Origin of the sequence: Bacillus sp. AP8, from assembly GCF_000321185.1 — a bacterium.
Taxonomy (GTDB): Bacteria; Bacillota; Bacilli; order Bacillales; family DSM-1321; genus Bacillus_AD; species Bacillus_AD massilioanorexius.
Genome location: NZ_CAPG01000040.1, coordinates 1 through 19,936, shown reverse-complemented (window position 1 = coordinate 19,936; position 19,936 = coordinate 1). Strand labels below are relative to the sequence as shown.

The following is a 19,936-nucleotide window of genomic DNA, read 5'->3' as shown; positions in this document are numbered from 1 at the left end:
GCCTCTTTCTTTAGGTTGTTTTTTAATAAATTCAGTTATAATGCTTGTTGGTTTAGGTAAAACATCCCACCATTAATGATACTGATATTAATATTAGGTTCATATTGCTCTTGTAGAGCTTGTTTTTCTAGTAAATAGCTTTCTCCTTTTTCCTCTTGATCTTCGTAGAATTGCTCAAGTAATAAAACATCCTCATTCCATTTCGCTGTCGCCCTTTCAGCCCATCCATGGTCATCATCTTGTAATCGAGTTCTAACGTATAAATCTAAACGATTAATGCCACTTTTAGGCATGATGATTGGTGAAAGAGTAAAAGAAAAATCAGGTATTCGTGGTGATAGTGATAAATTTAGCATCTGATGATGAAAATTTTCAACAATTCTACCAGTGAGTAAATGTAGACCTAGAGAAAATAGTAAATCTTTTTTTCGATCACAAACATAAGATACCTTAATATTTGCAGATAACCATGGATGCAATGGAATTTGTGTCTGCTCCCTATGATTATGATTTTCATATAAGCGTATATAACCTGCTAACTGATTTGTTGATTGAAAGATTTGATGTAATCTTGGTGAACCAAAGTGAATGATTTCTCCTTTAATGGTATCTGGTACATTTGTAGGATCCGTAATAAGAGTTAGTGTAGCTGGATTTGGTTCACCTCCTACTTTCTCTAAATAATGCCAATAAAATGGGCGATTCATTAAGGTTTTATCCAAAGCTACCGTAAGCTTTACGATTAAGTAAGTTGGCGTGTTTTCGATTACCTCTGCTCCATTTGCCCTAAAGTAATGTAGTAAAAACTGCTGAATTTCATGTTGCTGCACGTTGGTCACGCTCCTTTACTTCTTGTGCAAGTGAAATGATTGACGAAAGGTTTTCCATCTTAATTTTCATTTCCCCTTCGCTTCTTGAGTTCGTCATTACATCAGCTAAGTACTCTTCAAGATTACCAATATCTAATTTGGTTAGAATATCATCTAACTCACCAATAACTTTTTCGAAAAGATGAATTTTTTCGTAGAGAAGATGTAAAATGTGATCTTCAACCGTTCCTTCTGTTGCGAAATTATAGATAATAACATCTTTTTCTTGCCCTAGTCGATGGACCCTACCGATTCGTTGTTCAAGTCTCATAGGATTCCAAGGAAGGTCGAAGTTAATTATCGTATTGCAAAATTGTAAATTGATTCCTTCTCCACCTGCTTCTGTCGCAATGAGTACTTGGGCGTGATTTTGGAATAATTCCCTCATCCAATCTTTCTTACCGCGTTTAAACCCACCACGAAACGGGACAGAGGAAATGCCATGTTGTTTAAGAAACCATTGTAAATACAATTGAGTCGCTCTATATTCTGTGAAGATGATGACTTTGTCATGACTTTCTTTTATAATTTGAAGGGCTTTTTCTGCTTTGGAATTACTAGTAACGGCATTGATTTTTTCTGTTATCAATTGAATAGCCTGCATGAAATTTTCGCTTGGCTGCTCTTTTTTCTTTAACATATTTTGTAGCGTATAATAGACAGCTTCTCTACTGCTGCAAGCTTCTCTTTGCAATGTTAAGGTTGAAAAGCCACTAACAGCTGTCTCTGATAATCGACAGTTGGTGACAGCTTCATATAAATCTCGTTCTTCCTTAGTTGAAGAAATAACAATGGTTTCAACTTTTCGTTTAGTCCATTCAATCCCAGTTTCATTTCTCCGATTTCGGATCATCACTTTATTAACTAGTTCTTTTAAATGCTCATCTTCATATATTTGTCTACCTTTTCCTTTGTATTTTTGGGTGAAAAGGGAGGAGTTCCCTAGATGACCAGGTTTTAAAAGAGAAACGAGATGAAATATTTCATCTACCTTATTTTGAATAGGTGTAGCAGTTAGCAATAAGCAAAATTTCTTTTTTAGATTTTGGATAAATTCATAGTTTTTGGTACGGTTATTTTTTAATTTGTGTGCTTCATCAACGATGATTAAATCATAATGTTGATTATAAATAATTTCACGATGTGGTGAACGTTTAGCCGTATCGATAGATGAAACAATAACATCGCAGGAATCCCAGACGTAGCTTTTTCTTTGAACAACAGCTGGAATAAAAAATTTACTGTTTAATTCATAAGCCCATTGTGAAACTAGAGAGGCTGGTACAAGTATGAGCACTTTTTTTACAAGTCCACGAATCATATATTCTTTTAAAATGAGCCCAGCTTCAATTGTTTTTCCAAGTCCAACTTCATCAGCTAAAATGGCTTTTCCATTCATGTTTTCTACAACTTGTTTAGCAACTTCGAGCTGATGGGGAAGTGGCTTTAAATGATGTAGATGTTTAGGGGCTTGTAATCCCTCAAAGTCAGGCACTTGAATAGATTGTTCGGCTTGAAGGGATAATTTATATAAATCCCAGCTACTCCATGGTCCGTCTTCCTCTAGGCGTTTTAAAAAGCCATCTTCCCACGTAGAATCCCAATTTACTTTGATTTTCATATGTAAAGCCTCCTTGAAAAAGACGAACGTTTTTAAGAAAAAAATAAAAAATGTAAGTTTTCAGAGAAAAAAATAAGAAAATAATTGCGATAATTTACTGTTTAATGGTAGGATGATAGTAAAATAAGGAATTTTTCATTTTAACAATGTCAAGAAAATGATTGGTAACAAATTATCTGAGAAGACAAGTAAATTACTTTTCTTAGTATGACCAATTAACAAATAAATATAAGCGAATGAAGGTAAGGGGAGAGACTGTGTATACAGCGCCGAAGGAGCAAGCAGTAATAATCTGTGAATCTCTCAGGCAAAAGAACTCTTGCTGGACGCAACTCTGGAGAGTGTTCATTAGAACCACCAAAGGGGACAGCCTAAAGTATAGGTAAACTCTCAGGTAAAAAGGACAGAGATAGCCCAAGATTATGGGGCTTCTCTGTCCTTTTTTCTGTCTTTTAAGAGAGATAGTCTTATAATGGCAAAATGAAATCAATTGAAATTTAGGAGGTTTGTAATGACGGAGTTAAAGAGAACACCTTTATTCGAAGTGTACAAAGATTATGGTGCGAAAACGATTGATTTTGGTGGTTGGGATTTGCCGGTACAGTTTTCAAGTATTAAGGAAGAGCACGAGGCTGTAAGAACAAAAGCAGGGGTGTTTGATGTTTCTCATATGGGTGAAATAATTGTAACAGGGAAAGATAGCACAGCTTATTTGCAATATATGATAACAAACGATGTTACCAAGTTAACAGCTGGAAAAGCTCAGTATACGGCTCTTTGTTATGAAAATGGTGGAACCGTAGATGATATTTTAGTTTACAAAAAAACAGACGAAAATTATTTATTAGTAGTGAACGCGGCTAATATTGAAAAAGATTTCGAATGGCTATGCAAACATAGTACAAACTTTGATGTAGCTCTAGAAAATCTATCTAATGAGATTGCTCAATTGGCACTTCAAGGTCCTCTTGCTCAAGAAGTATTACAAAAGTTAACTGAAAATACAGACTTAGCAGAAATTAAATTCTTTTCTTTTAAAGAAGATGTTAAGGTATGCGGTGTAAAGGCACTTATTTCAAGAACTGGTTATACGGGTGAGGATGGATTCGAGATTTATTGCGATCGTAAGGGAGTTACAACGATTTGGAAAACGCTTTTACAATTTGATGAAGTTCTTCCAATAGGCTTAGGTGCTCGCGATACGTTACGCTTTGAAGCTGGTTTACCATTGTATGGTCAAGAATTATCAGCTGATATAACACCGATTGAAGCAGGTATAGGATTTGCTGTGAAAACAGATATTGAAGCAGATTTTCTTGGGAAAGAAGTATTGAAAGATCAAAAAGAAAATGGAGCTCCTTGCAAATTAGTAGGGATTGAAATGATCGATAGAGGCATACCACGTCATGGATATCCTGTCTACGTAAATGATGAATGCGTTGGAGAAGTGACAACAGGAACACAATCTCCGACCTTAAAGAAAAATGTAGGTTATGTCCTAATCAAAAAGGAATATTCTGATCTCGATACGGCTGTTCAAGTAGAAATTCGTACGAAAAAGGTGCAAGCAAAAGTCGTCAATACACCTTTTTATAAAAGACCTAGAAAATAATAGAGAGAAGGTTGAATTATGTTAAAGCATCGTTATTTGCCAATGACAGAGAATGATCAAAAACAAATGCTAGAAGCAATTGGTGTTTCAAAGATTGATGATTTATTTAATGATATTCCTGAAAGTATACGCTTTAAAGGGGAGTATAATATCAAAAAGGCTAAGTCAGAATCAGCATTAACAAAAGAACTGAGTACATTAGCATCTAAAAACGTTGATTCTAAATCATATGCTTCCTTCCTTGGCGCAGGTGTATATGATCACTATGCCCCGATTATTGTTGATCATGTTTTATCACGTTCGGAATTTTATACTGCTTATACACCATACCAACCTGAAATTTCTCAAGGTGAATTGCAGGCTATCTTTGAATTCCAAACAATGATTTGTGAACTTACTGGAATGGACGTTGCCAACTCATCTATGTATGATGGAGGGACAGCTCTAGCTGAAGCTGCGATGTTAAGCTGTGGAAATAGCAAAAGAAAGAAAATATTAATCTCAACAGCAGTTCATCCTGAATATCGCGATGTAGTGAGAACTTATGCAAAAGGTCAGTATATCGAAGTCGTAGAAATACCTTATGCTGATGGTGTTACTGATTTACAAGCTCTTCAAAATGAAATGAGTGATGAAGTGGCGGGTGTAATTGTTCAATATCCAAACTTCTTTGGTCGCATTGAAAATTTAGTTGAAATCGAAAAAATCGTTCATGAAAAAAAAGGAATGCTTATTGTATCTAGTAACCCTCTTTCATTAGGAGCATTGACACCTCCAGGAAGATTAGGAGCAGATATTGTTGTTGGGGATGCACAACCATTTGGAATTCCAACAGCATTCGGTGGACCACATTGCGGTTATTTTGCTGTTACAAGTAAATTGATGAGAAAAGTACCAGGACGTCTAGTAGGTCAAACAGTAGACGAAGATGGGCAAAGAGGTTTTGTTTTAACACTTCAAGCTCGCGAACAGCATATTCGTCGTGATAAGGCAACATCTAATATATGTTCGAATCAGGCGCTTAATGCTTTGGCGGCTTCAGTAGCGATGACAGCTTTAGGGAAAACAGGCGTGAAAGAAATGGCTGTTCAAAATATCCAGAAAGCTCACTATGCTAAAAAAGCATTACAAGCAGCAGGGATTGAAACTGTTTTTGATGGTCCATCTTTCAACGAGTTCGTTATTAAACTTCCAAGTTCCTATGAGGAGTGTAATCAAAAACTTTTAGCGTCACGAATAATTGGAGGATACCATTTAGGTAATACGTATCCTGAACTGAAAGACCATATGCTTGTTGCAGTTACAGAATTACGAACTAAAGAAGAAATCGATGCTTTCGTTAAAGAATTGGGGGATCGCCATGAATAAGCAAAATCAACCATTAATATTTGAATGTAGCACAGAAGGACGTATTGGTTATAGCTTGCCAGAGATGGACGTTGAGGCAGTAAACATTGAAGAGCTTATTCCATCTGAGTTCATTCGTAATGAAGCAGCCGACCTACCTGAAGTTTCTGAACTTGATATTATGCGTCACTATACTGCCTTATCCAAAAGAAATCATGGTGTTGATTCAGGTTTTTATCCGTTAGGATCTTGTACAATGAAATATAATCCAAAGATAAATGAAAATGTGGCCCGATTTAATGGCTTTGCTCATATTCATCCATTACAAGATGTGGAAACTGTTCAAGGTGCGTTAGAGCTGTTATTCGATCTTCAAGAGTCATTGAAAGAGATTACGGGAATGGATGAAGTGACTTTACAGCCTGCTGCCGGTGCTCATGGTGAATGGACAGGATTAATGATGATTCGTGCCTATCATGAGCAAAACGGTGATACAGAGCGTACAAAAGTTATTGTACCAGATTCAGCTCATGGAACTAACCCTGCTTCTGCTACGGTGGCAGGTTTTGAAACAGTGACAGTTAAATCGAATGACCAAGGGTTGGTCGATCTTGAAGATTTAAGACGAGTGGTTGGTAAGGATACAGCAGCCTTGATGCTTACAAATCCAAATACGCTTGGTTTATTTGAAGAGCATATTTTAGAAATGGCAGAAATCGTTCATGATGCAGGTGGAAAGCTGTATTATGATGGAGCGAATTTGAATGCTGTATTATCTAAAGCTCGTCCAGGAGATATGGGCTTTGACGTTGTACATTTAAATTTACACAAAACGTTTACAGGTCCTCATGGTGGTGGGGGTCCTGGGTCAGGTCCTGTTGGTGTGAAGAAAGAGTTAATTCCATTCCTTCCTGCCCCAGTTATTGTTAAAGAAAATGATTTATATAACTTGGACTATAATCGTCCACTTTCTATTGGACGTGTTAAACCGTTTTACGGTAACTTTGGTATAAATGTTCGTGCCTATACGTATATTCGTTCTATGGGGCCAGATGGGTTAAAAGCCGTAACGGAATATGCTGTATTAAATGCGAACTATATGATGAGAAAATTAGCACCTTATTTTGATTTACCATATGATCGTCATTGTAAGCATGAATTCGTTCTTAGTGGCAGACGTCAAAAGAAATTAGGTGTTCGTACTTTAGATATCGCAAAACGACTGCTTGATTTTGGATATCATCCACCGACTACTTATTTCCCGTTGAATGTAGAGGAATGTATGATGATTGAGCCTACTGAAACAGAAAGTAAGGAAACGTTAGATGGATTTATTAATACAATGATACAAATTGCTAAAGAAGCAGAAGAAACTCCAGATATTGTATTGGAGGCACCTCACACGACTGTTATTAAACGATTGGATGAAACAATGGCAGCTCGTAAGCCTATTCTTAGATATACGAAGGAAAAATAGAAAACGAGACTGATGAGAACAAATCATGCCTCGAAAATATAAGGAAGGGCTGTCCCATTAGGTGACAGCCCTTCCTTGTATAATTGTAAATTATTGTTTTCTTTTAATTTTACCAGTCCATTGTTTAAATCCGCCTTTTAAATGGAATAGTTGTCTATAGCCCTTTTTATAAAGCAGTTGAGCAGCACGACCACTACGAAGTCCACTTTGGCAGTATAAATATACAGGTTTATCTGGACGTATTTCTTTTAAACGTGTTTTCATTTGAGACATTGGAATGTTTCTTGCCCCAAGGATGTGTCCACCTTCAAATTCATTTGGTTCGCGAACATCGATTAGTTGAGCCTTACGGTATCCTTCAATAAATTCTTCTTGAGTTAACGTTTTTACAGCTCTTTTTGTCGCCCACAAATTATAAAGAGTGTACACAATAATAGCTACTAATAGTACAAGTAAATATCCTAGCAATATTAAAACTCCTCTCACCCTAAAAAACGATACAATCATTATTTATTATAATATTGTCTTCATATAATATCAAAGAAATTTCACAATCCGTTGATTTAAAAACAATTCTTTGTCTAACATATACTTTTTTGTTATTCTTATAAAGATTATTTGATAAGGGTGGTTTACAAATATGGTGCAAGAGACTTGGGCGTTTATTGATTCTGGCAATTGTTCACCAGGTTATAATATGGCAATGGATGAGATGCTTTTACAATGGCATAGTGAGGGGAAAATTCCACCTGTTATTCGATTTTATGGATGGAATCCTGCTACACTCTCAATTGGTTACTTCCAAAAAGCTGAAAAGGAAATAAATATACATAAAGTAAAAGAATCAGGATTAGGATTTGTCCGTAGAGCTACTGGAGGCAGAGCTGTCTTACATGAGCATGAGCTAACTTATAGTGTTATAGTTACGGAAGATCATAAAAACATGCCGAAGAATGTAACTGAAGCATATCGTGTTATTTCTGAAGGGATATTAAAGGGATTTCAAAACCTCGATTTTAATGCATACTTTGCTGTACCTGAAACAGAAGAAGATAGAAATAAACTGAAAGATCCTAAATCTTCGATTTGTTTCGATGCACCAAGTTGGTATGAGTTAGTTGTTGAAGGTAGAAAGGTAGCGGGAAGTGCTCAAACAAGGCAAAAAGGTGTCATATTGCAACATGGCTCGATTTTGCTAGATTTAGAAAGTGAAAAACTATTTGATTTATTTCTATTTAAAAATGAACGTTTGAAAGAAAGAATGTTTGAAAGCTTTAAAAACAAAGCAGTAGCGATTAACGATCTTTCTGATCGAATCATTACTCTTGAAGAAGCAAAAGTAGCCTTTAAAAAAGGATTTTCAGAAGGTTTGGGTGTTACGTTACAAGATTATCAGCTTTCAGAAGGTCAACAAAATGATATACTAAAATTAAGTAAAGAAAAATATGAAAGTGACGAATGGAATTTTATGCGATGAACGGTTATCCGTCATCGCTTTTTTGTTGTTTAGGAAATGATAAAATTTTGACCTATGGATCGTTTGCTTTAGAAAATGTTGAAGTCTAGCTCCTTCACCTAAGCCCTCGAGGTCATGAGCCAATCCGTCAGAAGCTCAAAGAGCAACCTTCTAGCCAGCTTGTCTTATGTTTGGCCGGGGGTAATCAAGCGCTAATGCTTTTATTGTTCAATGTCACCAAATTGCAAAAAGTAAAGAAAAATATTTTTTATTTCATTTTTTGTGAAAAAGGAATAATCCAATAAAGTAAAGGGTTCGTCTTAAAATAAAAAAATGCAACTCTAAAAAATTTTGAAATAAAGTTAGAAAAAACGAAAAATGATAAAAATTCTATACTTATCTCGTTTTTTCGACCTTTTTCACGTTTGACAAAATTGTTTTTATTTCTACAAAAACACTATATATTGATATGTATAATTATGGAGAACTCAATATATTGTATTTAAAGAGACAATGTGATAAATTTAATTATACTTTAATAAACTCAGCAATTATGTGTAATTATATATTTTATGGTAGTGAAAAAGGAGAGGTAACAATGTCTGTTGCGATTTTAGAAACCATGAAGCAAAATATCAAGAGGTTAAATCAGGATATCAAACTATTTCCACAAGTTCATCCTATAACAGCCGATATGAAGCTGACTCATCAAGGAGTCTCTCGTCTTGTTATGATCGATCGATATTCATTTAAAGATACGGAAAAAATTACTTTATCTGAGGGCGATTTTGTTGTTTTAACAATAAAAGAAGATCCGAAATTCCCGGCACGAGGTTTAGGACATATTGTGAGCATTGACTGGCAACAGAAGAAAGCTAGGGTTCAGGTTGAAGACGAATTTAGAGGAGCTTTGGATAAGCCAGAAGAAATAGAATCAGGTATCGTCAATCGATCATTAGATGTTATGGAAAAGCCACTTGAGATATTTTATGAGCAAATTGCTAAAAGAAATGCAACGGGATTAGCTGCAGTCGAAACAACTGAAGAGAAGCGCAAAGAATGGTTTGAAAAATTTTATGAAGAGTTATCTAGTTTAAATTTCGTACCAGCTGGAAGAGTATTGTACGGAGCAGGATCTAATACAGATGTAACGTATTTTAATTGCTATGTTATGCCGTTTGTAGCAGATTCTCGTGATGGGATATCTGAGCATAGAAAGCAAGTTATGGAAATCATGAGTCGTGGAGGTGGAGTAGGAACGAACGGATCAACTCTACGTCCAAGAAATACACTAGCAAAGGGTGTGAATGGGAAATCTTCAGGTTCAGTATCTTGGTTAGATGATATAGCTAAGCTGACTCATTTAGTTGAACAAGGTGGTTCAAGACGTGGTGCGCAAATGATTATGCTCGCTGATTGGCATCCTGATATTGTCGAATTTATTATTTCTAAAATGCAAAATCCACGTATCTTACGATATTTAATGGAAAATACAAACGATGAAACGATTAAAAAATATGCTAATGAAAAGCTAAAGTTTACACCTTTAACTGAACAAGAAAGAACAATGTATCAAGGGGTTGTAAACTATAAAAATATACCAGGTTTAGGTGGATTTAATGAACAAAATATTCGTGAAGCAGAGGAAAAACTTCTAACAGGTGGAACATACAGCGTTCATAACCCGGAATTTCTAACAGGTGCTAATATATCCGTTTGTTTAACGAAGGATTTCATGGATGCTGTTGAAAATGATAGTGATTATGAATTGAAATTTCCAGATGTCGAGAACTATAGCAAAGAAGAAATGGACATTTATAATGAAGAATGGAAAAATGTCGGTGATGTTAGAGCATGGGAGAAGCTTGGACATAAAGTAAGAGTATACCGTACGATTAAAGCAAAAGAGCTTTGGAATTTAATCAATATTTGTGCTACTTATTCTGCAGAGCCTGGGATTTTCTTTATTGATAATGCGAATGATATGACCAATGCGAAAGCTTATGGACAACAAGTGGTAGCAACGAATCCATGTGGAGAGCAACCTTTAGCTCCATATTCTGTTTGTAATTTAGCTGCTATTAATTTAGCGATGATGGTTAATAAAAAGACGAAAACAGTTGATTATACGAAGCTTAAACGCACGGTAGAGGTTGGTGTTCGTATGCAAGACAATGTTATTGATGCAACACCATATTTTCTTGAGGAAAATAAAAAGCAAGCTTTAGGTGAACGTCGTGTAGGATTAGGTGTAATGGGATTACACGATTTATTAATTTATTGCGAAGCAGCTTATGGAAGCGCACAAGCAAACCAGATAGTTGATCAAGTGTTTGAGGTAATTGCTACTACAGCTTACGCGGCTTCAATTGAACTAGCTAAAGAAAAAGGAAGTTTTCCTTTCTTGGTTGGTCCAAATCATGAAGAAACAAATACCTTACGTGAAAATTTTGTTTCAACTGGTTTTATGAAGAAAATGCCTTCTAGTATAAAATCTGACATTAAAAAGTACGGAATACGTAATTCACATTTATTAACCGTAGCTCCAACAGGAAGTACAGGTACAATGGTAGGTGTTTCTACAGGTCTTGAACCATACTTCTCCTTTACGTATTTCAGAAGTGGCCGTTTAGGTAAGTTCATTGAAGTGAAAGCTGATATTGTACAGGAATATTTACAACAAAATCCAGAGGCAAAACCTAATGATTTACCATCCTGGTTCATTTCAGCTATGGAATTATCGCCAGAAGCACATGCAGATGTACAATGTATTATCCAAAGATGGATTGATAGTTCGATCTCTAAAACAGTAAATGCACCAAAAGGGTACAGTGTAGAACAAGTAGAAAAAGTGTATGAGCGATTATATAAAGGCGGTGCAAAAGGTGGTACAGTATACGTCGATGGCAGTCGCGATTCTCAAGTTCTAACTCTTAAAGCAGAAGAAAATCATTTTGAACAACAATCTTTTGAACTCGAAGATGATCAGGCAAAGGTTGTATTAGTTGATACGATCAATGAATTACGTTCTACAAAGGTGACGATTGGTTCAGAAGTGGGGAATACTTGTCCAGTATGTCGAAAAGGTGAGGTTCAAGAAATGGGTGGCTGTAACACATGTACAAATTGTGGAGCACAGCTGAAATGTGGTTTATAAAAAAACATTAAATAATGGGTGGTGAAAAGAGCGTTCAAATTGAACGCTCTTTTTTCTGCAACGACCTTCAATACCATAATATGATATACGCAGTCACTTAAGTTAGTCCATTCAATGAAACAAATAGAGGGATTCGGAAATAAAATTTCCAACTTTTTTATTGAGTGTTGGCTCGTATGGTTGAGGAGAATAAATCTTAAAAGAAATGGGTGATGACTTTGAAACCCTTTATCCCTCAACTTGTCTATATTGAACCACAAGCGCTTGAGTATCCTCTTGGTCGAGAATTAAAAGCAAAATTTGAAAGCATGAATATAGAAATGAAAGAAACAACATCTCATAATCAAATTCGAAATTTGCCTGGAGAAACCGATTTACAGAAATATCGAACTGCTAAATCAACATTGGTTGTTGGTGTTAGGAGAACGTTGAAATTTGATACATCAAAGCCTTCTGCAGAATATGCTATTCCACTAGCTACTGGTTGTATGGGGCACTGTCATTATTGTTATTTACAAACCACTCTCGGTAGCAAGCCTTATATTCGTACTTATGTCAATTTAGAAGAGATATTTGATCAAGCAGATCAATATATGAATGAACGAAAACCTGAAATTACGCGTTTTGAGGCAGCATGTACTTCGGATATTGTAGGTATTGATCATTTAACTCATTCCTTAAAGAAAGCCATTGAATTTATAGGGACACGTGAATTTGGAAGATTACGTTTTGTAACAAAATTTCATCATGTCGACCATTTACTCGATGCAAAGCATAATGGACACACTCGTTTTCGTTTTAGCGTTAATTCTAGATACGTCATAAAAAATTTTGAACCAGGTACATCGAATTTTTATCAGAGATTGGAAGCTGCTAAAAAGGTGGCAAATGCTGGATATCCTTTAGGCTTTATTGTAGCTCCAATCTATATGCATCAAGATTGGAAGGATGGTTATTATGAATTGTTTGAACGTTTGAAGGAATCATTAAATGGCATTCAGATTTCCAACTTAACTTTTGAATTAATTCAGCACCGTTTTACAAAACCTGCAAAGAAAATGATTCAGAAGCATTATCCCAAAACAAAATTAGAATTAGACGAAGAAAAAAGAAAGTATAAATGGGGAAAATATGGAATTGGAAAATACATTTATCAAAAAGAGGACGCGGCAGATTTAGAAGAAACGCTTTCTAGTTTTATTAAGTATTTTTTCCCTGATGCAGAAATACTGTATTTTACGTAAAGGTTGTTTACTAAAAGATTGTTGTTTTTAAATAAGGAGCGAGACTCTTGCGGGAGCAGCTGGATAGGTGAGATTCCATAGGGCATTTATGTACCAAGGATGCTCAGCGCCCGCCCAATGGAAAGTGAGCATCCTGGAGTGGAATTTAAACGAAGCCTGTATTCAATACTTATTCATAGGCAACAAAGTATGCGAAAACACCCAACGTAAAAAACAATGAGGTTACACCAATAAAGCCATCTCAGAGTTGATTTGATATCGGCATCTGAGATGGTTTTATTTCTATGGGGCTTTTTAACTAAAATGCGCAATGTAGATAGCTATCTGTAGGAAAATACTGTTCTTCCTAAACTCCTTACTTGTCCGTGGTAATAAAGTATGCGAAAAAAGCCTTTTTATAAAAGACAAACTCATTCAGTAATAAATTCGTTCCTAAGCGCTTAAAAATGTAAAAAGACTTCCTTTTGAGGGGGGGACGATGATGCTCATCGATGGTGTTTTTTCGGGTGGAGGAATAAAAGGGTATGCCTTGATAGGGGCGTATCAAATTTTGGAGGAAAAAGGTTATAGGTTTAAAAGAACAGCAGGAACAAGTGCAGGTTCTATTATTGCAGCCTTTATTATGGCAGGATATACAGGGAAAGAAATTGAAAAGATGATGCTAGAATTAAATACAGAAATATTATTAGATGAAAGATTGGGAGTTCGTATTCCGTTTGCAAAATGGCTATTATTGTATTGGAAAATGGGGTTATTTAAAGGTGATAATCTTGAAAGTTGGCTGGGAGAAAAATTGGCTGCAAAAGGGATACATAACTTCTCTCATCTTCCAGAAGGCTCATTTCGTGTTGTAGCCTCAGATGTTACCCATGGAGAAATAGTCATTCTTCCCGATGATTTGAGTAAATATAATTGTAATCCTGCTACATTTTCAGTTGCTAAAGCGATTCGGATGAGCTGTAGTATTCCGTATTTTTTTGAGCCAGTAAAAATGAAATGCAATACGGAGACCACCTACATTGTCGACGGTGGAGTCTTAAGTAATCTACCAATGTGGTTATTCGACAACGAAAATGCTCAAAAAGTAAGACCTGTTTTAGGTCTCAAGCTAACTGGCAAAAAATATGGTATACAACCGCGAGAGATTAAAAATGCTATTTCCATGTTTGGGGCTTTATTTGAAACAATGAAAGATGCACACGATAATCGCTATATATCTAGAAAACAAGAAAAGAACATCATATTTATTCCTATTGAGAATACATCTAGTATTGATTTTTATCTTTCAGAAAAGAAGAAGTTAGAACTTATTGAGGTAGGCAGAAACACTACTAAGAAATTTTTAAAGCAGTGGAGTTTTTAAGTTGAAAAGCTACCCTATTCGAGAATGCAGGATATCTTTTGTCCGCAAAAAAAAATCAGGTTATTATGCCTGATTTTTCTTTTTACCCTTTTTCCCTTCAATAACCGTTAAATGTGCGTCCGATCTTTTTCTATGTTTGATATTCTTTTTTGAATTCGCATTAGAATAATGAATGACATTTGCCTTTTTGGGTTTAGCCCCTTGTTTTTTTTGCATAAGCTTCTTAGACTGCTTGGCGGCTTTTTTATAGGCACTCTGATTGGGAGAACCACTCAGCTTATTAAAAACGAATAGGACTACACAAAAAATAATGATAGCAATTAAAATGGTTGATAAAAACCCTTTTGGATCGCTTATTAATGATGTGCCTGCTCCAACTAAAGCAAGACTGATTAAAATTAATAAAACAATAAAAGACTTTGAACGATTCATAAAGGCCACCTCCTTATAATCTTCAATGAATAATATTGTAAACGTTAAAAATAGTGAAAGTAAAGAGTTCTTGTTGTTGGTACTCTTTACGTTACAATTCATCCTAAATAAAAATTATTATATTTAGTTTTACACTATAACCTCTTTTTCTAAACCTGTTTTCTCTTCATTTTCTAAAATTAATAATCTTTCAAAGGATGCTATCGCCACTTCAACTTGATCATCACTTGGCTCCTTAGTGGTTAATAGTTGTAACCAAAGTCCAGGATAGCCGAGGAATCTTAAAATAGGTACATTACGTACTTTATTAGTAATCTGTAAAACTTCAAAAGCAATTCCTAAAACAACTGGAATTAAGGCAATTCTGTTTAGTACACGTACCCAAAGAGGATCTGTTGGGACAAATAGATAAACAAACAATCCGACAATAACAGTAAATAAAATAAAACTACTTCCACAACGATAATGTAAGCGAGATTGGGCTTGCACATTTTCAACAGTGAGTTCTAGATTATTTTCGTATGCATTAATTACTTTATGCTCTGCACCATGGTATTGAAACACTCTTTTAATAAGAGGAGTCATAGATACAAAGTAGATGTATAAAAGTAATAGAAGGAGCTTAAAGACACTTTCTATCATGATTTGCCCTATATCAGAAGAAATAATGGGCTTTGTGAAATTGGCTAAAAAAACAGGTACAAGAGTAAAAATAAATTTTCCAAAGATAAAAGAAAGAACACCAATAACCGCAACACTTAATATCATACCTGCTTTGGATGCGGGATTTTCTTCAACGATCTCTTGTTCTTGCTCTCTTTCCTCAGCTGGATCAAGATCGTATTTTTCAGTAGAAAAATTTAAATGTTTAGATCCAGTTGCACTAGCCTGAATAAGAGCTGCGATTCCTCGAAGGAACGGAATTTTTTTGATAGATGACAATATCGGTTGTGGACTTCTTGGTACATGATAGTACTCAATCGAGCCATCTTTTCGGCGAATTGCAGTTACGGTATTCTTTTTTCCGCCAAACATGACCCCTTCAACTACCGCCTGTCCACCGTATATCGGTTTAGCTTCTGCCATTTTATTACACCAACCTATGCTGTTTGGATTCACTTTCAGCTTTCATGCTATGAGACATTCATATAACCTTATATCTTAAACTTTACAATGAAAGGATGATTAAAGGCAGCTGCTATGTGTATAAATTCATTTTACAAAAAAATTGAAAAGGACTCCACATAAATACTCCATTCAGAAAAAATAAATTCATCTTCATTTTTTTAGCAAACTTCTAATAGTATTAGGACATACTATTTATGGAGGTGTTGAATAGTGGAAAAACAGCATACAAATGATGATCAGAAAGATTCAAAATTAGATCAAAATCAAAAAGAAAAACCGATGTCACCAGTTGCAAATTGTGTAGTAACGGGTTTTATTGGAGGGCTTTTTTGGAGTATTATCGCACAGCTTGCCTATTATTTTCATTTTAGTGAAATAGGACCGAATATGTTGTTATCATTCTGGAAAACACATAAATGGGCTAGTGGAGTATTAGGTTTTATTATTACGATTCTTCTATGCAGTCTAATCTCAATAGCTATTGCTTTCATATATTATGTGATTTTAAGAAAAATGACTGGTCTTTTATTGGCAGTTTTTTTTGGACTTGTGATTTGGGCTCTCGTTCATTTTGCATTAATACCTTTATTTCCGAATATGAAGACGATTAGTGAATTAGATATGAACACAATCATAACGACCATCTGCATATATATTTTATATGGTGTATTTATTGGTGTTAGTATCTCATTTGAAGAAAAAGAAACACAACGTAGAAAAGAAGCTGATAAGCAGTCGCCTGAAGTTCAATCGTAAAAATCAGATATCTCAACCATCGTAAAAAAAATGCGAGTTAACTTTAGAATATGATAAAATGTTCTTACTGAAAGAAATATATGAATATTACATTTGTAATGAACAAAATGTAGAATTGCTTTCTCATTCTAGATGGTCTGGTTGACTAAATTGGGAAGTGATTTCATTCTTACAAGCGTGTAATAATAAGGTATGCATTGGGTATTATTCTAAAGGAGGAGAAAGAGATGGATAAGTTACAAAAATTACGTGAGAGTTTAGATAAGTTACAAGTAGAGGGTATTCTAATAACAAATCCATATAATAGACGTTATATAACTGGCTTTACTGGCACAGCTGGTGTAGCTCTAATATCTCAGTCTAAAGCGTTATTTATTACGGATTTTCGTTATACTGAGCAAGCAGCAGCACAATGCCCGGATTTTGAAATTATTAAACATACACAGGCTATTCATGAAGAGGTTGCCTACCAAGCTAAATTATTAGGAATTTCTAAGTTAGCCTTTGAACAAGATGTACTTACATACGCAACGTATACTAACTACAAAAATGCATTCAGTGGTGATTTTGTTCCTGTTTCGAATGTTGTTGAGAAATTACGCTTGATAAAGACAAATCCAGAGATTAAGATATTAAAGGAAGCTGCGAAGATAGCAGATGCAGCTTTTGAACATATTATTGGATTCATCCGCCCTGGAATTTCCGAGCTGGATGTTTCTAACGAACTTGAGTTCTTCATGAGAAAACAAGGAGCTACATCGTCTTCATTCGATATCATTGTTGCTTCGGGTCATCGTTCTGCACTTCCACATGGAGTAGCCAGTGACAAAATCATTGAAAAAGGTGATTTTGTAACACTTGATTACGGAGCTTATTATAATGGATACGTATCCGATATCACGCGAACTGTGGCAGTAGGAAACCCAAGTGATGAGCTGAAGAATATTTATAATATCGTATTAGAAGCTCAATTACGTGGTATGGCAGGAATTAAACCGGGAATGACAGGTAAAGAAGCAGATGCGTTAACACGAGACTATATTGAAGAAAACGGATTTGGTCCTAATTTTGGACATTCTACTGGGCATGGAATAGGTTTAGAAGTACATGAAGGGCCAGCATTATCATATAAGAGTGATATCGTCTTAGAGCCTGGTATGGCTGTTACAGTAGAACCAGGTATATACGTGCCTGGTCTTGGCGGAGTTCGTATAGAAGATGATACAATTATAACGAATGAAGGAAATGAAGCTCTTACACATTCACCGAAGCAACTTATTATACTGTAATTTTTGGGAGGAAACATAATGATTTCTGTGAACGATTTTAAAACAGGATTAACAATTGAGGTAGACAACGGAATTTGGCAAGTAATTGATTTCCAACACGTAAAACCAGGAAAAGGAGCTGCCTTTGTTCGTTCTAAACTTCGTAACTTACGTACAGGAGCTATTCAAGAAAAAACTTTCCGTGCGGGTGAAAAAGTAGCAAAAGCACATATTGAAAATAGAAAAATGCAATACTTATATGCAAGTGGAGATCAACATGTATTCATGGATAATGAAACATATGATCAAATCGAATTATCTTCTGCTCAAATTGAGCGTGAATTGAAGTTCTTAAAAGAAAATATGGAAGTATATATCATGACTTATCAAACAGAAACAATTGGTGTTGAGCTTCCAAACTCAGTTACATTAGAAGTAATTGAAACTGAACCTGGTATTAAAGGAGATACAGCATCTGGTGGAACAAAACCTGCTACTGTTGAAACTGGTTTAATCGTTCAAGTGCCATTCTTTGTTAACCAAGGTGATAAATTAGTCATTAATACGACTGATGGATCTTATGTATCGAGAGGATAACAACCAGCTGCTCTTTGTATAGAGTAAAGGATTGTCTAAAACAGTGAATGAATGTATAATTCATTCACTGTTTTTTTATTTATTTTAGAATATAAATATTTATTGTGAAGCGATAGACAAAACTTACTCAAAACAAATACAATAAAGAGGTTGAATATTGACTCAAAAGATGAAAATTATGTGTGAAAGCATATAAAGAAATTGAGAGTTTTTGAAAGGGTTTATCATATGCAGACTATGAACAAGGACATAATCAGTAAGCTGACTCCTGCACGATTAATAGTAGTGTATTATTTTCTTGCAGTTACAGTATCTACAGCTTTATTGAAATTGCCAATAGCACTTAAGCCAGGTGTAGATTTATCATTAATGGATGCCATATTTGTTGCCGCAAGTGCTGTTAGTGTGACAGGTTTGACAACAGTTAATATTTCTGAAACCTTTAGTGTGACTGGAAATTTTATTTTAATGTTTGTCCTCCAAGTTGGAGGAATCGGCATTATGACACTTGGTACATTTATGTGGCTTATTTTTCGGAGAAAAATAGGTTTTAAAGAGCGTAGATTAATAATGCAAGATCAAAACTTATACAGTTTTTCAGGTCTTGTGATTCTATTAAGACAGGTATTAATCATTATCATAACGATTGAGGCAATCGGAGCTATCATATTAGGGCTCTATTTATTAAGATACTTTCCAAATCCTTCAGATGCTTTTTTGCATGGATTATTTATGTCAATCAGTGCCACAACAAACGGAGGTTTTGACATAACAGGTGCTTCATTAATGCCTTATGCTAAAGATTATTTTGTACAGTTTATCAATATAATATTGATAATAATGGGAGCAATTGGATTTCCAGTATTAGTTGAAGTGAAAAACTTTCTATCTCATAAACCTGGACAAAAAAAGTTCCATTTTTCATTATTTGCTAAGTTAACTTCTGTTACTTTTTTTGTTCTGATTATAGTAGGAACTATTGTGATCATACTGCTTGAATATAAAGCGTTTTTCGCTGGAAAGAGTTGGCATGAAGGTTTTTTCTATGCTTTTTTCCAATCTGTTTCTACTCGAAGTGGTGGATTATCTACAGTGGATGTAAGCCAATTTACTGAACCAACTCTTTTAGTAATGAGTGGTTTAATGTTTATAGGGGCTTCTCCGAGCTCTGTGGGTGGAGGAATTCGGACAACGACATTCGTTTTAAATTGCTTGTTTGTTTATCATTTTGCAAGAGGTAATACGCGAATTAAAATATTTAAAAGAGAATTACATGAGCAGGATATTAGAAAAGCAGTAACAGTTACATTAATGGCTTGTTTTATTACTTGCACAGCCGTCATAACATTAAGCATATCTGAAAGCTTTACTCTGACACAAATTATTTTCGAAGTATGCTCAGCTTTTGGAACTACAGGGTTGTCTATGGGAATAACACCGGATTTAAGTACGTTTGGTAAATGTGTGATTATCCTTCTAATGTTTATTGGACGTGTAGGGATTGTTACATTCCTATTTATGATTGGTGGAAAAGAAAAGAAAGTGAATTATCGTTATCCTGAAGAGCGAATTATAATCGGATAATTAAAACAAAAAGGTTCTGAAATAC

At 35.1% G+C, this 19,936-nt stretch carries 16 protein-coding genes and 2 riboswitches; of the genes, 11 read left to right on the top strand and 5 right to left on the bottom strand.

Going from position 1 to position 19,936, the window contains the following annotated elements:
- Window positions 1-35: 35 nt before the first annotated feature.
- Both BN349_RS11895 and BN349_RS11890 read right to left on the bottom strand, forming a co-directional pair.
- A complete protein-coding gene (locus tag BN349_RS11895) occupies window positions 36-830 on the bottom strand; it encodes a YqhG family protein (RefSeq protein WP_019242541.1) in 795 nt (264 codons plus the stop codon).
- On the bottom strand, window positions 817-2,490 hold the full coding sequence (locus BN349_RS11890) for a DEAD/DEAH box helicase (protein ID WP_019242540.1): 1,674 nt from the start codon (window positions 2,488-2,490) through the stop codon (window positions 817-819). The genes BN349_RS11895 and BN349_RS11890 overlap by 14 nt, the downstream gene beginning before the upstream one ends.
- A 236-nt stretch (window positions 2,491-2,726) precedes the next feature.
- A riboswitch (glycine riboswitch) is annotated at window positions 2,727-2,819 on the top strand.
- A gap of 3 nt (window positions 2,820-2,822) precedes the next feature.
- A riboswitch (glycine riboswitch) is annotated at window positions 2,823-2,899 on the top strand.
- Between the two features lie 102 nt (window positions 2,900-3,001).
- Here BN349_RS11890 and gcvT point away from each other — a divergent pair.
- From gcvT to gcvPB, 3 genes are read left to right on the top strand one after another with little or no spacing between them, the layout of a single operon-like run.
- A complete protein-coding gene (gene gcvT, locus BN349_RS11885; protein ID WP_019242539.1) occupies window positions 3,002-4,102 on the top strand; it encodes a glycine cleavage system aminomethyltransferase GcvT in 1,101 nt (366 codons plus the stop codon).
- Between the two features lie 18 nt (window positions 4,103-4,120).
- Window positions 4,121-5,470 (top strand): aminomethyl-transferring glycine dehydrogenase subunit GcvPA, encoded by a 1,350-nt coding sequence (gene gcvPA / locus BN349_RS11880; protein WP_019242538.1) that lies wholly within the window; start codon window positions 4,121-4,123, stop codon window positions 5,468-5,470.
- On the top strand, window positions 5,463-6,926 hold the full coding sequence (gene gcvPB, locus BN349_RS11875; protein ID WP_019242537.1) for an aminomethyl-transferring glycine dehydrogenase subunit GcvPB: 1,464 nt from the start codon (window positions 5,463-5,465) through the stop codon (window positions 6,924-6,926). Before gcvPA ends, gcvPB begins: the two co-directional genes overlap by 8 nt.
- Window positions 6,927-7,016: 90 nt before the next feature.
- Here gcvPB and BN349_RS11870 read toward each other — a convergent pair whose 3' ends face one another.
- On the bottom strand, window positions 7,017-7,433 hold the full coding sequence (locus tag BN349_RS11870; RefSeq protein ID WP_051024244.1) for a rhodanese-like domain-containing protein: 417 nt from the start codon (window positions 7,431-7,433) through the stop codon (window positions 7,017-7,019).
- A gap of 133 nt (window positions 7,434-7,566) precedes the next feature.
- Between BN349_RS11870 and BN349_RS11865 the strand changes: the two genes are divergently transcribed.
- The 4 genes from BN349_RS11865 to BN349_RS11850 all read left to right on the top strand — a co-directional run bounded on the left by BN349_RS11865 (window position 7,567) and on the right by BN349_RS11850 (window position 14,146).
- Window positions 7,567-8,403: a lipoate--protein ligase family protein gene (locus tag BN349_RS11865; protein ID WP_019242535.1), complete on the top strand. Its 837-nt coding sequence runs from the start codon at window positions 7,567-7,569 to the stop codon at window positions 8,401-8,403.
- Window positions 8,404-8,980: 577 nt separating this feature from the next.
- Window positions 8,981-11,539 carry a vitamin B12-dependent ribonucleotide reductase gene (locus BN349_RS11860; protein ID WP_019242534.1) on the top strand — a complete coding sequence of 853 codons (2,559 nt, stop codon included), beginning with the start codon at window positions 8,981-8,983 and terminating at the stop codon, window positions 11,537-11,539.
- Window positions 11,540-11,757: 218 nt separating this feature from the next.
- Window positions 11,758-12,783, top strand: coding sequence for a spore photoproduct lyase (splB, locus tag BN349_RS11855; protein ID WP_026089290.1), 1,026 nt, complete (start codon window positions 11,758-11,760; stop codon window positions 12,781-12,783).
- A gap of 481 nt (window positions 12,784-13,264) precedes the next feature.
- The gene (locus BN349_RS11850; RefSeq protein WP_019242532.1) at window positions 13,265-14,146 is read left to right on the top strand and encodes a patatin-like phospholipase family protein; all 882 of its coding nucleotides are present in this window, start codon (window positions 13,265-13,267) and stop codon (window positions 14,144-14,146) included.
- Window positions 14,147-14,209: 63 nt separating this feature from the next.
- Here the strand turns inward: BN349_RS11850 and BN349_RS11845 are convergent, their stop codons facing one another.
- Complete coding sequence (locus BN349_RS11845) at window positions 14,210-14,578, bottom strand: SA1362 family protein (protein WP_019242531.1); 369 nt, start codon at window positions 14,576-14,578, stop codon at window positions 14,210-14,212.
- A gap of 129 nt (window positions 14,579-14,707) precedes the next feature.
- On the bottom strand, window positions 14,708-15,664 hold the full coding sequence (locus BN349_RS11840; protein ID WP_019242530.1) for a DUF1385 domain-containing protein: 957 nt from the start codon (window positions 15,662-15,664) through the stop codon (window positions 14,708-14,710).
- Between the two features lie 252 nt (window positions 15,665-15,916).
- Here BN349_RS11840 and BN349_RS11835 point away from each other — a divergent pair, with 252 nt between their 5' ends.
- The 4 genes from BN349_RS11835 to BN349_RS11820 all read left to right on the top strand — a co-directional run bounded on the left by BN349_RS11835 (window position 15,917) and on the right by BN349_RS11820 (window position 19,911).
- Window positions 15,917-16,462 (top strand): YqhR family membrane protein, encoded by a 546-nt coding sequence (locus tag BN349_RS11835; protein ID WP_019242529.1) that lies wholly within the window; start codon window positions 15,917-15,919, stop codon window positions 16,460-16,462.
- Between the two features lie 227 nt (window positions 16,463-16,689).
- Window positions 16,690-17,751, top strand: coding sequence for a M24 family metallopeptidase (locus BN349_RS11830; protein ID WP_019242528.1), 1,062 nt, complete (start codon window positions 16,690-16,692; stop codon window positions 17,749-17,751).
- Between the two features lie 18 nt (window positions 17,752-17,769).
- Window positions 17,770-18,327: an elongation factor P gene (efp, locus tag BN349_RS11825; protein ID WP_019242527.1), complete on the top strand. Its 558-nt coding sequence runs from the start codon at window positions 17,770-17,772 to the stop codon at window positions 18,325-18,327.
- A gap of 228 nt (window positions 18,328-18,555) precedes the next feature.
- A complete protein-coding gene (locus BN349_RS11820; protein ID WP_019242526.1) occupies window positions 18,556-19,911 on the top strand; it encodes a TrkH family potassium uptake protein in 1,356 nt (451 codons plus the stop codon).
- Window positions 19,912-19,936 lie beyond the last annotated feature (25 nt).

Coding starts and splice junctions, on each gene's coding strand:
- BN349_RS11830 (WP_019242528.1), top strand. CDS start 16,690: ATGGATAAGTTACAAAAATTACGTGAGAGTTTAGATAAGTTACAAGTA.
- efp (WP_019242527.1), top strand. CDS start 17,770: ATGATTTCTGTGAACGATTTTAAAACAGGATTAACAATTGAGGTAGAC.
- BN349_RS11845 (WP_019242531.1), bottom strand. CDS start 14,578: ATGAATCGTTCAAAGTCTTTTATTGTTTTATTAATTTTAATCAGTCTT.
- BN349_RS11840 (WP_019242530.1), bottom strand. CDS start 15,664: ATGGCAGAAGCTAAACCGATATACGGTGGACAGGCGGTAGTTGAAGGG.
- gcvPA (WP_019242538.1), top strand. CDS start 4,121: ATGTTAAAGCATCGTTATTTGCCAATGACAGAGAATGATCAAAAACAA.
- BN349_RS11850 (WP_019242532.1), top strand. CDS start 13,265: ATGCTCATCGATGGTGTTTTTTCGGGTGGAGGAATAAAAGGGTATGCC.
- BN349_RS11860 (WP_019242534.1), top strand. CDS start 8,981: ATGTCTGTTGCGATTTTAGAAACCATGAAGCAAAATATCAAGAGGTTA.
- gcvT (WP_019242539.1), top strand. CDS start 3,002: ATGACGGAGTTAAAGAGAACACCTTTATTCGAAGTGTACAAAGATTAT.
- BN349_RS11870 (WP_051024244.1), bottom strand. CDS start 7,433: ATGATTGTATCGTTTTTTAGGGTGAGAGGAGTTTTAATATTGCTAGGA.
- BN349_RS11890 (WP_019242540.1), bottom strand. CDS start 2,490: ATGAAAATCAAAGTAAATTGGGATTCTACGTGGGAAGATGGCTTTTTA.
- BN349_RS11865 (WP_019242535.1), top strand. CDS start 7,567: ATGGTGCAAGAGACTTGGGCGTTTATTGATTCTGGCAATTGTTCACCA.
- BN349_RS11820 (WP_019242526.1), top strand. CDS start 18,556: ATGCAGACTATGAACAAGGACATAATCAGTAAGCTGACTCCTGCACGA.
- gcvPB (WP_019242537.1), top strand. CDS start 5,463: ATGAATAAGCAAAATCAACCATTAATATTTGAATGTAGCACAGAAGGA.